This is a genomic window from Aliirhizobium sp. YIM B11859 (assembly GCF_057163345.1).
Window position 1 is genome coordinate 298,066 of sequence record NZ_JBXHAY010000006.1, and the last position, 13,815, is coordinate 311,880.

15 protein-coding genes and 1 pseudogene are annotated in these 13,815 nt (G+C 60.7%); 1 reads left to right on the forward strand and 15 read right to left on the reverse strand.

The annotated features are described in order from the left end of the window. Positions 1 to 3 precede the first annotated feature (3 nt). From AC2GXZ_RS22870 to AC2GXZ_RS22900, 7 genes are all read right to left on the reverse strand, one after another. Positions 4 to 291, reverse strand: coding sequence for an MSMEG_0570 family nitrogen starvation response protein (locus tag AC2GXZ_RS22870; protein WP_483761511.1), 288 nt, complete (start codon positions 289 to 291; stop codon positions 4 to 6). Further along, on the reverse strand, positions 284 to 1,447 hold the full coding sequence (locus AC2GXZ_RS22875; protein WP_483761512.1) for an MSMEG_0565 family glycosyltransferase: 1,164 nt from the start codon (positions 1,445 to 1,447) through the stop codon (positions 284 to 286). The genes AC2GXZ_RS22870 and AC2GXZ_RS22875 overlap by 8 nt, the downstream gene beginning before the upstream one ends. Next, a complete protein-coding gene (locus tag AC2GXZ_RS22880; protein WP_483761513.1) occupies positions 1,444 to 2,442 on the reverse strand; it encodes a sll0787 family AIR synthase-like protein in 999 nt (332 codons plus the stop codon). Before AC2GXZ_RS22880 ends, AC2GXZ_RS22875 begins: the two co-directional genes overlap by 4 nt. A 2-nt stretch (positions 2,443 to 2,444) precedes the next feature. Next, the gene (locus tag AC2GXZ_RS22885) at positions 2,445 to 2,987 is read right to left on the reverse strand and encodes an MSMEG_0567/Sll0786 family nitrogen starvation N-acetyltransferase (RefSeq protein ID WP_483761514.1); all 543 of its coding nucleotides are present in this window, start codon (positions 2,985 to 2,987) and stop codon (positions 2,445 to 2,447) included. Further along, the gene (locus AC2GXZ_RS22890) at positions 2,984 to 4,105 is read right to left on the reverse strand and encodes an MSMEG_0568 family radical SAM protein (RefSeq protein WP_483761515.1); all 1,122 of its coding nucleotides are present in this window, start codon (positions 4,103 to 4,105) and stop codon (positions 2,984 to 2,986) included. The genes AC2GXZ_RS22885 and AC2GXZ_RS22890 overlap by 4 nt, the downstream gene beginning before the upstream one ends. Continuing rightward, positions 4,029 to 5,084: a Nit6803 family nitrilase gene (locus tag AC2GXZ_RS22895; RefSeq protein WP_483761516.1), complete on the reverse strand. Its 1,056-nt coding sequence runs from the start codon at positions 5,082 to 5,084 to the stop codon at positions 4,029 to 4,031. Before AC2GXZ_RS22895 ends, AC2GXZ_RS22890 begins: the two co-directional genes overlap by 77 nt. Positions 5,085 to 5,157: 73 nt before the next feature. Then, entirely contained in the window at positions 5,158 to 5,640 is a 483-nt protein-coding gene (locus AC2GXZ_RS22900; RefSeq protein WP_483761517.1) for an MSMEG_0572/Sll0783 family nitrogen starvation response protein, read from the reverse strand. 338 nt (positions 5,641 to 5,978) lie between these two features. On the opposite strand from AC2GXZ_RS22900, the gene AC2GXZ_RS22905 reads away from it, so the two are divergent. Continuing rightward, positions 5,979 to 7,382 carry an aminotransferase-like domain-containing protein gene (locus tag AC2GXZ_RS22905; RefSeq protein WP_483761518.1) on the forward strand — a complete coding sequence of 468 codons (1,404 nt, stop codon included), beginning with the start codon at positions 5,979 to 5,981 and terminating at the stop codon, positions 7,380 to 7,382. A 167-nt stretch (positions 7,383 to 7,549) separates the two neighbouring features. Here the strand turns inward: AC2GXZ_RS22905 and AC2GXZ_RS22910 are convergent, their stop codons facing one another. The 8 genes and pseudogenes from AC2GXZ_RS22910 to AC2GXZ_RS22945 form a co-directional block, all read right to left on the reverse strand. Next, a complete protein-coding gene (locus AC2GXZ_RS22910) occupies positions 7,550 to 7,972 on the reverse strand; it encodes a phospholipase D-like domain-containing protein (protein ID WP_483761519.1) in 423 nt (140 codons plus the stop codon). A 141-nt stretch (positions 7,973 to 8,113) separates the two neighbouring features. Further along, positions 8,114 to 8,278: pseudogene (locus AC2GXZ_RS22915) on the reverse strand (histidine phosphatase family protein); the annotation flags it as partial. A gap of 249 nt (positions 8,279 to 8,527) precedes the next feature. Continuing rightward, entirely contained in the window at positions 8,528 to 9,076 is a 549-nt protein-coding gene (locus tag AC2GXZ_RS22920) for an EamA family transporter (RefSeq protein WP_483761520.1), read from the reverse strand. After that, positions 8,958 to 9,269, reverse strand: a complete 312-nt coding sequence (locus tag AC2GXZ_RS22925) for a hypothetical protein (RefSeq protein ID WP_483761632.1) — start codon at positions 9,267 to 9,269, stop codon at positions 8,958 to 8,960. The genes AC2GXZ_RS22920 and AC2GXZ_RS22925 overlap by 119 nt, the downstream gene beginning before the upstream one ends. 18 nt (positions 9,270 to 9,287) lie before the next feature. After that, positions 9,288 to 11,012 carry a dipeptide ABC transporter ATP-binding protein gene (locus AC2GXZ_RS22930; RefSeq protein WP_483761521.1) on the reverse strand — a complete coding sequence of 575 codons (1,725 nt, stop codon included), beginning with the start codon at positions 11,010 to 11,012 and terminating at the stop codon, positions 9,288 to 9,290. Continuing rightward, positions 11,009 to 11,884 carry an ABC transporter permease gene (locus tag AC2GXZ_RS22935; protein ID WP_483761522.1) on the reverse strand — a complete coding sequence of 292 codons (876 nt, stop codon included), beginning with the start codon at positions 11,882 to 11,884 and terminating at the stop codon, positions 11,009 to 11,011. The genes AC2GXZ_RS22930 and AC2GXZ_RS22935 overlap by 4 nt, the downstream gene beginning before the upstream one ends. Further along, on the reverse strand, positions 11,884 to 12,855 hold the full coding sequence (locus tag AC2GXZ_RS22940; protein ID WP_483761523.1) for an ABC transporter permease: 972 nt from the start codon (positions 12,853 to 12,855) through the stop codon (positions 11,884 to 11,886). Before AC2GXZ_RS22940 ends, AC2GXZ_RS22935 begins: the two co-directional genes overlap by 1 nt. Before the next feature lie 78 nt (positions 12,856 to 12,933). Beyond that, positions 12,934 to 13,803 (reverse strand): creatininase family protein, encoded by an 870-nt coding sequence (locus tag AC2GXZ_RS22945; protein WP_483761524.1) that lies wholly within the window; start codon positions 13,801 to 13,803, stop codon positions 12,934 to 12,936. Positions 13,804 to 13,815 lie beyond the last annotated feature (12 nt).

Consider the following 13,815-nt stretch of genomic DNA (forward strand, 5'->3'; position numbering starts at 1 on the left):
CTCTCACAGGATGAAGGCTTTGCAATGGACGCGCGCCTCGGCGTCCTTCAAGAAGGGGATGGCGGCGCTCTCAATGCGGGCGAGCTGATCGTTTGCCGATGAACAGGCAAATCCGTATTTCGCCTCGACGCGATCGCTGGCGATCGTCAATGCCTTGCGGCTCCGCTCGACGAAATCCGCAACCGGGTAACTTTCACCCTCTGCGAAGAACTCGCGGATGATGAGGGAAGGGGAGTAACAGCTCTCTTCCTGACCATCCGGCCAAGCGATGACAAAACGCATTTCAGGCATTCGCGGCCTCCTTTAATGTTGAATAGGCGGTGAGATGGGCGGCGGCGACGCGCTGCCACGAGAAACGTCTGGAGACGGCCAGGCCGTTGGAGATGACGCGCTCGCGCACGGGTGGCACGAGCGCAAGTGCCATGGCTTCGGCGATCGAGGCCGAGTGATGCGGATCGCACCACAACACGTCATCGCGGCCGAGATATTCCGTGAACGGTGCAATCGAGGATGTGACGACCGGCACGCCGCTCGCCATCGCCTCGAGTACGACGAGACCGAACCCTTCCTTCAGCGAAGGAAACACCAGCGCGTCGGCAAGGCGGTAGAGGTTCGGCATGACCTCGTCGGCGACCGGACCGATCAGATGCACGGCTAAGGCATGGTCGTGCAGCAAGGCGAGTTCGGAGCGGAATTCGTCCTGATAGGCACCGTGGTCGAGCAACGAGGCGCCGCCGGCGATGACCAGTTGCGCATCGGGCGTTACCGCCCGCAGCTGCCGGAAGGCATCGAGTATGCCGATCGTGTTCTTGCGCGCCTCGACACCGCCGATCGCCAGGAAAATCGGTCCCGGCGGGATGTTCAGGCGATCGCGCAGAGCAGACTGCTCACCGCTCCAGCCAGGCGAGAAGCGGTCGGCATCGACGCCGTTTCCGACGATGCTTGCGGAAATTCCGCGGTCCTTCAGCACATCCCGCCACGTGGCGCTGACGGTCAGAAAGACGTCCGCCTCGTCGATCGAGCGGTCTTGCAACTGCATCAGGCGCGCATCGGCGAACTGGTCGATGTGATGGACGGTGCGAACAAAGCTGGAGATAAAGCCTCGGCGTTTCAGTTCGGCCAGTGCATTGCCGGAAATGCCGTCATGGGCATGGTAGAGGTCGAAGTTCTGTGAATCGCGTTCGAACTGTCGGACATAATCGGCGATCCGCTGCTCGACCATGGCGGTCATCTCCGTCGGCGCAGGGCCGACTGGAAAGGCGACCGCGCCGCAGGCGGGCTGCCGGAAGAAACCCTTGCCCGTGGCATCGGGCGCGAAAAGGACGACGTCGTGGCCGAGTGCCGCCAAAGCCTCCGACAGGTGCATCGAATGGACCACGCCCCCGCGCGGATTGGTCGAATGGGTGAGCATGGCGATGCGGAGCGGCCGCAGATCCAGAGGATTCATGCGGCATCCTCCCGTTTCTGCGTCTCGCCGGCACCTTTGTCGCCGAGTCCAAGAAGCGGCGTGGTCCGATAATCCCGGATCACGGCGCGGCTCGTCCCGTCAGTGATCGCCACGGCGCTGCCGGCAACGACCCGACCGATTGCCGCCGCGGTGATGTCGCGGGCGGCGAAGCGGCCCAGCACCGCCTCGAGGTGATGCGGTGGTACGGACAGGAGATAGCCGTAACTCGGGAACGTCGCGAGCCAGCGGTCCAGCGCCACGCCTTCGGGCAGCGGGATCGCGGAAACGTCGATTTCGATCCCGACGCCGGAACATTCGGCCAGCATGATTGCCGTGCCGGGAATGCCGCCCTGGCTGATGTCCTTGGCTGCAAGCGACAGCCCGGCCTCGGCGATCTCGGCCATCACCTCCAGGTCGCCGCGCAGCCTGGCCGCGGGCGCATCGGTCGCCGCCTCCCAGTTGTTGAAGGGCTCGCGGTAGCGGCCGCGATGATCGACCGCCGCCACCAGGACGTCGCCGGGCCGCGCATCGAAACTGGTCAGCAGTTTTTTCGCCCGGCCGAGTATGGCGACCGACAATTGGCCGCGGTCGGTCTTGATATTCGTATGGCCGCCGACGATCGGCACGCCATAGGCTGCAGCCGCAGCACGTATGCCGTCGAGGACAGGCGCTGCGCCGGCCTCTCCATTCGCCCAGACCGCATCGACGACCGCGATCGGCCGGCCGCCCATTGCGACTACGTCGGAGATATTCACCATGACGCCGCACCAGCCGGCGAACCAGGGATCGGCTGCGACGAATTCGTTGATGAAACCTTCGATGGCGAAAAGCAGGTAACCATCGCCATCGGGCAGTGCGGCGCAGTCATCCCCGACGGCAACATCCTGGCCGGCAAGGCCGAGGCTTGCGGCGATCGCGCCTATATCCGCCTTGGCCGCGATGCCGGCGGAATTGGCCAGTCTCAGGGCTAAAGTCGGAATGTCGATCTGGCCCATGGTCACGCCGCCTTTTTCGGAAGAGCGACAAAACCCGCTTCGGGCGTCGTGCAGGGCGGATACCAGTCGAGATCCGCCCTCATGCGCAGATGCGGTTTCCCATAGACTTCGAACTCCTCGACCACCTGCCAATGCAGACGCCTGAAGAGCAAGCCGTTCTGCACCTGCACATTGGCGAGGAAGGTGTGGCATCCCATGGCATTGGCCGAGGACACGGCAAGCTTGATGAGCGTCGCACCGAGCGCGCCGATCTTGCGAAAGTCCTCGTGTACCGCAAGCCGTGAGCCCCACCAGAGGCCGGGCTCCGCCTCATGGATGCGTACGGTGCCGGCCAACCGATCGGAGACGACGCCCATCATCGACAAAGCAACGATCGGGATCGCGTGATCGTCGATCGCGTCGCGATCGTCTTTTTCGAAGATCTTCTGCTCCTCGCAAAAGACGGCGCGGCGAAGCGCATGCGCTTGCCGCCTTTCCCAATGTGAGGTGGCGAATTTCACCTGGAACTCGCCGGCCTGATAGGGTGCGAAAGGTTCGAGGATCATATGGTCAGCGTCCTTTCATAGGTTGAAAGGGCGGAACAGGCGCCGCATTTGCCGCAACCGGCCTTGATGTCGACGGCCTTGAGGCCGCTATCGACCAGCATCCTGGAGAGCGGTCCGAGGATGGAGTGCATGAAATCCGGCTTGGGGCCGGCATGGCTTTCCAGAGGCGTGCCCGAGATCGGCACGAAGGGCACAACGAACGGGTAGACGCCGATTGCCACCAGCTTTTCGCAGATATCCAGAATGGCTTGCCGCGTGTCTCCGAGCCCCGCGAGAATGTAGGTGGACACCTGGCCGCGGCCGAAAACCTCGACTGCCGCCTTGAAGGAGGACATGTATTTCTCGATCGACACCTGTGCCTTGCCGGGCATGATGCGGGCACGGACTTCCGGCGTGACCACTTCGAGATGCATGCCCAGCGCATCGACGCCCGCATCTTTCATGATCTGGAACCAGGCGTCATCCTCCGGCGGCTCGCATTGCGCCTGGATCGGAATATCGACCGCCGCCTTGATGGCGCGCGCACTGTCGGCAAGGATGGCTGCGCCGCGATCGGAGCCTTTCGGCGTGCCCGTCGTCATCACCATGTGCTTGACGCCATCGAGTTCGACGGCAGCCTTCGCCACTTCGGCCAATTGTTCCGGCGTCTTGTGGGCAACGGTGCGACCCGCAGCCAGCGACTGGCCGATGGCGCAGAACTGACAGGTCTTGGTGCGGCTCTGGTAACGGATGCAGGTTTGCAGCACGGTAGTCGCCAGAACGTCACGCCCGTGCAGGACGGCGATGTGGGAATAGGGCACACCATCCGTCGTCGTCCGCTCGTAAAAACGCGGGCGCAGCGGAAAGGAGACTTCTCCGAGAACCCGGCCATCACGGCTGATCCGGCTGTTGCCGCTCTCGTCCGGCTTTTCCACCAGATAGGGGCTTTCGAAGGCCGGCGCCGTATGGACGGGGACCATCACGGTCATGCCGTCGATGGTCAGCGCCTTGTGGTCGGAAGGGCCGGCGCCGCCGCGGCGACTTTCGTGCCCGGCTTTGGGATCAACCAGCCTGGCTCCGTAGGACTGCAACTCGTTGATCAGGATTTCTGTCGGCAGGCGCGTTGTCGTCGTGTCCATCGGGATTGCTCCTTTCGGGGGAAACAGGGGCGGTTTGATAGGAATTCGGGGAGGCGACCATGGGGGCGGTGGCTCGGCCGTCGATGGCAAGATGCATGAGCTCCGGGCGGGCATAATGGCCGACCGAATCCATCATCCGCTTGCGTTTGACGATCAGGCTCATGTCGAGATCGGCGATGAGAATGCCTTCGCCTTCGGTGATCGGCGGCGCGAGATGTTTGCCTTCCGGTGAGACGATCGCCGTCATGCAGCCACCGCGAAGCGCCTTCTGCAGGCCTGTATCCGGGGTGATGGAGGTAATCTGCTCATCGGTCAGCCAGCCGGTGGCGTTGACGACGAAACAGCCGCTTTCCAGCGCGTGATGGCGGATCGTCACCTCCATCTGTTCGGCAAAGATCGGCCCCACCATCGAGCCGGGAAACTGGGCGACGTGGATTTCCTCGTGTTGGGCCATCAACGCGTAGCGGGCGAGCGGATTGTAATGTTCCCAGCAGGCAAGCGCGCCGATGCGGCCGACGCGGCTATCGACGACGGTGAGGCCCGATGCATCGCCCTGGCCCCAGATCATCCGCTCGTGGAATGTCGGCGTGATCTTGCGGCGCTTGAGGATAAGTCTGCCATCGGCATCGAAGACGAGCTGCGTATTATAGAGCGAGCCGTGATCGCGTTCGTTGACGCCGAGAACGACGACGATGCCGAGATTGCGGGCGGCTGCGGCGACCGCTTCGGTCGCTGCACTCGGAATGACAACGGCCTCTTCATAAAGCCGCACATGTTCCTTGCCGGTCAGCACCGGAGGCAGCACGAAGGAGAAATAGGGATACCAGGGCACGAAAGTTTCGGGAAAAACGATCAGTTCCGCGCCCCGGCCGGCGGCCTCATGGATCGTTTCCAGAACCCGGCCCAATGTCTTTTCCCGTGAGGTGAGATCTGGCGCGATCTGGGCGGCGGCAGCCCTCACGATTGTTTTTCGCTCCATGGCAAACTCCTTGTTGGCTTGGAGAAGGCGGGGTTGGCGTGGAGAAGGCGGGGCGTACCCCGCCTCCGTTGGGTCAGAGTGTCCAGGTGTCGAGGATGAAGGCGCCATCGCGGCGGTGGATCAGGATCAGGTCGAGCACGTCGAGCGGACTGATCGGGATGATGCCGGGAATGAGAGAGGCCTCGCCATGGCCGTAAAGCGCCTGGAGCGCAAACCGGCAGGCATAAACCTTGCCGCCCTCTTCCATGAAACCCTTGATCTGGTTGTTGAAGTTGAGGTGGCCGGGAAAGGCTTCTGCGCCGAGTTTGGGAAAGCCGCGTTGGACGCCGAGCGTGACGCCTGGGCCGTAGAGCAGCACGGCGGTTTCGAAGCCCTTGCGCTTCAGGCGCTTGGCCTGAAGCAGGTTGACGAGGCCGATCGACCCTTCGAAGGCCACCGTGTGAAAGGTGATGAGGGCTTTGTCGCCTTCCGTGGCCTGGACGTCTTCGAAAACCTTTTCTTCGTAATCAACGAGGAAATCGCCGTCGGCATGGGCGGGTGCTGTAACTGCGGGCATAAATGGCTCCTGTGTTGAAGTCAGGCCCCACGCGGGGTGCAGTCATTCAATTGCAAGCACCATGCCAATATGCCGATTGCCTAAAATGCATTCAGATCAACAAATTATGCATTCAATAATCCGATCAATATAACGGAGGCGAGACTCTATGGCCTTAACAAAAGGCAACTTCATGCTAAAACTGGCAGCAACAATGCTTTGAATGAATGCATTCAATGTGCGTTCATTGCAAAGTGAAAGCCGCGATGAAAGTCCAGAAGCTCGGGATGTATTAGTAAGTGACAAGTCGCCATCACAACAATATACAGTCAATTTATCGAATTGTTGGAATTGGCCTCATGAAATCCTGGCTCCCAGACCTCGCGCGAAGCAATGGTCCTCGTTACATGGCGATCGCCGACGTGATTGAGATGGACCTGAGAAGCGGTCACCTTGTCGTTGGTGACAGGCTGCCACCGCAGAGACAGCTGGCCCAGCAGCTTCAAATCGACTTCACGACCGTTGCCCGCGGTTATGTCGAAGCCCAGAAGCGCGGGCTGGTCAGCACCCATGTCGGGCGCGGAACATTCGTGACCGGCGGGATCGATCGCGAGAGGCGCGGGTTCACGTCCGATGTGGCGCCCGATCCGAGACGCAGCGCCGCAATCGACTTTTCGATGAACATGCCGCCGGAACCCGATGATCCGGAACTTCTGGCTAGAATGCGCGAAGGCCTGTCGGCCGTGGCCACCAATCTCGTCTCCCTGCTTCGCTACCAGGGTTTTGGCGGCGCCGGAATGGATAAGGACGCCGCTGCTGCCTGGCTCAGCCGTCGCGGACTTGTGCCGTCGCAGGAGCGCATCTTCGTCACGCCCGGTGCGCATCCGGCGCTTCTGGCAATCTTTGGCATGCTGGCCAAACCTGGCGAAACGGTGCTTTCGGAAAATATCACCTATCCGGGCATGCGTTCGATCGCGGCGCAACTCCGCCTCAACCTTACGGGTCTGTCGATGGATGGCCAAGGCATCATCCCGGCCGCCTTGGCGGCGGCTTGTGAGGAGAAGAAGCCGAAGGCCCTATACCTCAATCCAACACTGCAGAATCCAACGACGCTGACAATTCCGGAGAAGCGGCGCGAGGAAATATGCGCGGTCGCGCGCAAGTATCATGTGCCTGTGGTGGAGGATGATGCCTATGGCTTCATACCGCTGCATAGCCCCCCTCCGCTTGCAGCGATGGCACCGGATCTGACCTGGCATATTGGCGGGCTGGCCAAATGTATCGGTGCGGGTCTTCGCCTCGCTTACGTCGTTGCGCCAGATACAAAAGCGGCCTGGCCGTTTGCGAGCGCCATGCGCGCCAACAATGTCATGGCGTCTCCTCTGTCCGTCGCACTCGCGACGCGCTGGATCGATGACGGAACCGCCGATGGCATACTGCGGTTCATCCGCGCCGAGGCGGCAGCCCGTCAGGCGCTTGTTGCAGAGATCCTGCCCGCGGGCAGCTATCGCTCCGATCCCATCAGCTTCAACATATGGCTCCCGCTGACCAATGGCTGGACGCGGTCGACGTTCGGGAGCCATATGCGCAATGCCGGGATCGGTGTCGTTGCCAGTGATGCATTCACGGTAGATGGCGTTCCAGAAGAAGCGGTCCGCGTCTGCCTTGGAGGCGCAATTCCCAAACCGGAACTGAAGGCTGCCTTGGAGTTCATGGCACATGCCCTGGAAGGTGTGCCGGAAATGGCGGGCGCGTTCTTCTGATTGTGTTATCGAACACAGGCGCCTTTGCTGCTCGGCGGGACCTATTGGTCGTGGCACGAGCAGCGATCCCTGGGACTCGTGAGGAGATGAAAAGCGCGGCTCAAAATTGCGAGGGTCTTATCCCAGTTAACCTCTATTCCAAGGTCCGCGTCTTCTTTCGTTAGCGGTTAAGATTGGCTCGAGCGCGAAAAGAAGCGCCGGCGTGCAGATTGCGCGGTGTTCCCGAAACATGTCGCCCACCAGTCGTCGGTTCGCAGAGGCTTTGGTGGATCATTTGGCTTTCGCCACGCGAGCGACTCCCGAAATGCATGATGGGAGTAAAGGCGCATGAACTCACCGAGATAAATGTCGGCGACCCTCTGGTTGCCGACAACGACGATCATGTTCTCATCGTTCTGTTTCGTTGATGCGCCACTGAAATTCGCGGACCCGGCGATGACGATCGGACTGTTGGAAAGCGGATCTACCAGCATGAACTCGTTATGGATGAAGTCGATATTGCCATTGAGTCCGCTAGGCTGTTCCTTCACCCAGCCCTCAATTTTGTTCGCTGCGATCAATGATCCGATCGCAAAGGTGTTTTCAGGCATGTTTCGGAGCGTCTGCACTACCTCTTCTTCGGCTTTTCTCTAGAGCGATCATTCTCAGCACTCGCGATGCGTACATATTCCTCTCCGGATATGGTCGCCGCTTCGGTCTGGCTTTGCCGCGGAGACTGCCCCTGTCTCTCCCTACGTATTCCAGGCCCGGATGATTGGCTTTTGAAGATCGTGTTCGTAGCCGAGAATGCTGATACTCGCGGTGCCGAGGATGAAGCTTTCGCCACGCTCGGGTGGAAGTCCGAGCCATCTGGCGGCAAGCTCGCGCAAGAAGTGGGAGCTCGAGAAAATAAGGACGGAGGCGCCGCTCTGCCTGATCTCCGCGACCTGTCCGCTCTGAAGGCTGAAGTCGAGGGGGCAACACCACGACAGAAGCGATTAAGGAATGGGACCGACTGTGACTGCGGTGACAAAGCAGATAAGAATCGTTGCAAACCACACAGCATTGCTGCGCACCGAATCCCATCTGTAGGAAAGCCGCCCGGCTATATGGACAACGGGCTGAAGCATTCCTGCCGAATGCAGGCGTATACGCGGTGGCATCAGCTAATGATGGCTGATACGGCCGGCGATCAACACCCCCAAGGTGATGGCCGCTACGCCAAATAAAACTGGAAACGTCAGCGGCTCCTCAAAAAGAGGTACTGCTACGATCGACGTTATAGCAGGGGCGAGCGAACTAATGGTGACTGTTCGCGCCATGCCCAGATTAGCGATCGCGGCCGAATAGGCCAAGTTTGATACGAGTCCGACGCCGAAGCCTTGCGCTAGGATAAAGGGCAAGGCATCAGCCGAGAGAAGTTTGCTCGGACGGCTCTCGACCACTCCAGACAGCATCAGTGCGGCTAAGAGTACGACGCTCGGGATACAGAGAGCCAACGCCACGCCGATTGCGTCTAACTCTATATCCCGCAGAGCCGGCTTGTGTTCACCTCGTGGATCCAGCCATGCAGGCCGATCTCGTGGCCCTCGGCGATCACGCGTTTCTGCTCGTCGGGATAAAGAAGGGCGGCGACGGCCACACGAAGAAGGTGGCGAGCACATCCGCCTGTTTAAGCGTTTCGAGGATGCGCGGCACACCGACACGATTGCCATATTGGCCCCCAGGAAAGACGGCCGATGGATGCGCCGCCATCGCGCAGCTCGTCGGTGTCATGCTCCGCGTCGAACGAAAGTGCCACGGCGCAACGAGCGCCGCCCTTCCAGCTTTCGGCTTCAACGAATGGCCGGCGCGCACCTTGTTGACCTTGCCACGCCAAGTGGCTTCGTCCCATTCCCAGGGTTTCAAATGTCGATCTTCCAACGCTTATTCTGCTGCCTCAGGCAGCACCGGTACGGCGGCGAGCAGCTGCTTGGTGTAATCGTGTTGCGGGTTTTCGTAGATCGACCGAGCCTCACCCTCTTCGACGATGCGGCCGCGATACATGATCGCGACGCGGTCGCAGAGGTGGCGCACCACCGACAGGTCATGGCTGATGAAGATCAGCGATAGGTCGAGTTCCGAGCGTAGCCGGATCAACAGATTGATGATCTGGGCCTGGATCGATACGTCGAGCGAGGCGACGGGCTCGTCGCAGACGATGACATCCGGCTGCATGGCAAGCGCGCGGGCAATAGCGATACGCTGCCGTTGGCCGCCAGAAAACTGGTGCGGAAAGCGATTGGTGAATGTCGGATCGAGGCCGACTGCCGCCAGCCATTGTTTAACGTATTCAGGCGCCTCCGCGCGGCTCACAAGCTTATGCGCCAGCGGCCCCTCGGCAACGATGTCGCCGATCCGCATTCGACCGTTCAGTGATGCAAACGGATCCTGAAAGATCGTCTGGATGCGGGTGGTGATCTTTTTCGGGTTGCGGCCAGCGCTCATCACCGGCTGGCCGCTGAGGCGGATCGTGCCCGAGGTCGGCACGGTGATGCCGGCCGCCATGCGTCCGAACGTCGATTTTCCTGAGCCGGATTCGCCGACAAGGCCCAGCACTTCGCCGCGTTTGAGGGTGATCGAGACGCCATCCACCGCCTGTACACCGCTGACCGGCTTCGATAGGCCAGACTTGATCGCCAGGTTCCTGAACAGGCCGGGTGACCTTTCGAAGCGTTTCACGGCCTTGTCGATGGCGAGATAGGGGCTGCCGAGTGGGGGCAGGTTGGCGGTCGCTGCCTTCCGCGGTGGCGGTGCCGCATCGGCGAAACCGCTGCCACGCAACAGAAGCTGGCCGGGTTTTGCGCGCGAGGGCAGGGCGTCGAGCAATGCCTTGGTATAATCGTGCTGCGGCCGGGTCAGTACGCCGAGTGCCGGGCCGATCTCGACGATATGGCCGGATTTCATCACCGCGACGCGGTCGGCGATCGAGGAGACAATCGCAAGGTCGTGGCTGATCCAGATCAGTGCCGTGCCGAGTTCGGTCACCATTTCCTTCATCTCGGCCAGGATTTCCGCCTGGATCGAGACGTCGAGCGCTGTCGTTGGTTCATCGCAGATGATCAGTTTCGGGCGATGCAGGAGGGAAATGGCGATCGCTACGCGCTGGCGCATGCCGCCGGAAAACTGGTGCGGGAAGAAATCCACCTTCCGTTCCGGCTCGCTGATGCGCACCTGCGCCAAGGCCTTGATCGCCCGTTCACGGGCGTCTGAGGCACTGATGTTTTCGTGGGCTTCGAGCGCCAGCTTGATCTGGGTGCCGATACTCAAGACTGGGTTCAGCGTCATCATCGGGTCCTGAAAGACCATGGAAATTGTCTTGCCGCGGATGGCGCGCAATTCGTGTCCGGAAAGGCCGACCAGTTCGCGCCCCTCGAGCTTGATCGAGCCCTCAACGATGCGGCCGGGTTCGTCGATCAGGCCGATGATCGAAAAACCGGTGATCGATTTGCCGGAGCCGGATTCGCCGACGAGGCCGAGCACTTCGCCGGGCGCGATAGAGAAGGAGACGCCGTCGACCGCCTTTACCTCGCCGCGGCCGCTCGGGAACCAGGTTTTGAGATTGGTGACTTCGAGAAGCGGCATAACCGAAGTTTTTGTCATGTCAGTCATCGGCGGAGCCTCGGATTGAGCTGGTCGCGGATCTGGTCGCCGACGAGGTTGAGGGAGACGATGAAGATGATCAGCGCGACGCCGGGATAGATCGAGATCCAGTAACGGCCGGAAAGGAGATACTGAAAACCGTTGGCGATCAGCATGCCGAGCGACGGTTCCGTCGGCGGCAGGCCGACGCCGAGGAAGGAGAGCGTCGCTTCCAGTGAAATCGCGCTCGCCACCTGCACGGTCGCAACCACGATCAGCGGCGGCAGCGAATTGGGCAGGATATGCCGCAATACGACGCGCCAGGAGGAGAGCGGGATGGACAGCGCCGCCTCGACATAATCTTTCTGCCTTTCGGCCGCTGCGGCGCCGTGGGCGGTGCGGGCGAAATAGGCGTATTGCGCGAAGATCAGCGCCAGGATCAGCTGGTAACGGCCTTGGCCGAGAATGGCGGCAATCACGAAGGCAAGCAGGATGGCCGGGAAGGACAGCTGCAGGTCGACAATGCGCATGACGAGGCTTTCGAGCCGCCCGCCGATATAGGCGGACGCGCAGCCAACGAAGGCGCCGATCACGAAGGCGGTGCCACCGGCAATCACGCCCATCTGCAGCGAGATGCGCAGGCCATAGATGATGGCTGAGAGAAGATCGCGACCCTGCGAATCCGTGCCGAGCCAGTGGGTATAGCCGCCGGTGCCGACATAACCCGGCGGACGGCGGGCGTCGCGCAACACGAGATGGGCTAGATCATAGGGATCCTGCGGCGTTACCAGCGGCGCGATCAGGGCGATCAGCACGATCAAGAAAACCAGCACGGCGGCGCCGGTCGCGACCTTATTGCGGCGGAATTCGTCAAGGAAACGGGAAAACGGAGTGTCGCGCATCAGGCACGTCCCTTTCTCAGGCGTGGATCGAGCACGGCATAGGTGAGATCGACCAGCAGATTGATGACGATGAACAGGAGAGCGACGAACATCAGGTAAGCGACCATGACAGGACGGTCGAGTGAGGTGATGCTGTCGATGATCAGCTTGCCGAGGCCCGGCCATGAAAAGATCGTTTCGGTGACCACCGCGAATGCCAGCGTCGAGCCGAGTTCGAGGCCGAAGACGGTGACAAGCGGAATGGAGATCAGCCGCAACACGTGGCGGCTCAATACGGTGAATTCCGACAGGCCAGCGGCACGGGCAAATTTCACGGTGTCGCTCAACATCAGTTCACGCGTGCCGGCGCGGGCAAGGCGGATCATCAGCGAGAACTTAAAGAGCGAAAGGTTCAGCGCCGGCAGGATCATGTGAGAAAGCCCGTCTAGCGTCAGGAAGCTGAAGTCGACGCCGAACAGGCTCACCGTATCGCCGCGTCCGCCGGCCGGCATGCAGCCGCATTGCACGGCAAACACCATAATCAGCATCAGGCCGAACCAGAAGGTCGGCACCGAAAAGCCGAGGATGGAGAATGCCATGATGACGCGTGAGATGACACTGTGCGGCTTGTAACCGGCATACATTCCGATCGGAATGCCCACGAGACTGGCGAACAGCACGGCGGCAAGCGTCAGCTCCAGCGTCGCCGGAAGCCGCGACAGGATCAGTTCGCTGACCGGCATGCTGTAGACGAAGGAGCGGCCGAAATCGCCATGCAGGATGCGGCCGAGGAATGTCAGATATTGCTGCCAGAGCGGCTGGTCGAGCCCGTACTGGGCAATGACCGCGGCACGTATATCTTGTGTCGCATCGGGTGAAATCAGCACGTCGATCGGATTTCCGACGGCATAAACGCCGCAAAACACAAGCGCCGACATCGCGATGACCACGATGACCGCCTGCCAGAGCCTTTGCAGGATGAAACCAAACATGCGTTCACAATTCTCCCGTCTTGTGCGGGTTTTGTCCGTATCTTGCGGGTCAAGAAGGCAGCCCGTCGGGGTTGGTGATCAATGCCAGTCGTTTTCAAGAAGCTCGCGCGTTTCAGAAACCGCAACGTTCCAGATTGCCAGCATATCCGTATCGGGGCGTTCATATAGGCCGTGGTAATTGCCATCGCCGAGCAGCTGGCGTTTTTGCACCGCGCCAACGCGTGCGAGGGCTGCGAAATCGATCCGGGGCTTGGATGTCGTCGGCTGGCGCTGGTCGGTTGTCCGGGTCCAGGGAAAGTTTTCCATCCAGGATGCGTGCGAGGCGGCCGGATCGATCTCCTGCACTTTGGCCCAGGTCTTCGGCGCCCGCCACCAGTCGTGGAATTTTATCGAAGCGTCCGGATGGGCGTTCAGCCATTCGGAAATAACCGTCGCGGCGGGCAGATTGCCCCCGTGGCCGTTGACGACGAGGATCCGGCGAAAGCCCGACGTGTAGATGCCGTCCAGGAGATCGCGGATAACCGCGACATAGGTAGAGAGCGAGAGGCTCAGCGTGCCTGGAAATTCGGCAAAGGAAGAGGCCAGGCCATAAGGGAGAGCCGGAAAGACCGGAATGCCGAGCGGTTCTGCTGCATCGAGCGATACCTTCTCAGCCAATATCATATCGGTCGCGAGGCTGAGATAGGCGTGCTGTTCAACGCTGCCGATCGGAAAAATGCAGCGATCGTCTTCGGATGCGCGCGCTTCCACCTGCATCCAATTCATCTCGGCGATCTTCAATTTGCTCTCCTTGTTCTCAATCTTCGCTCCGTTGCGCAAAGAAAGTTCTTTTTTCAGCCTCGACGCACAAACTTTGTGCTTTTTCTCCCGCGGCGCGTCCCCATACAAAGTTCCATGCGGGACTAAAAAAAGAAATTGACAGCCATTTATAGCCGCGTCAAGTTCCATACGGGACTAATA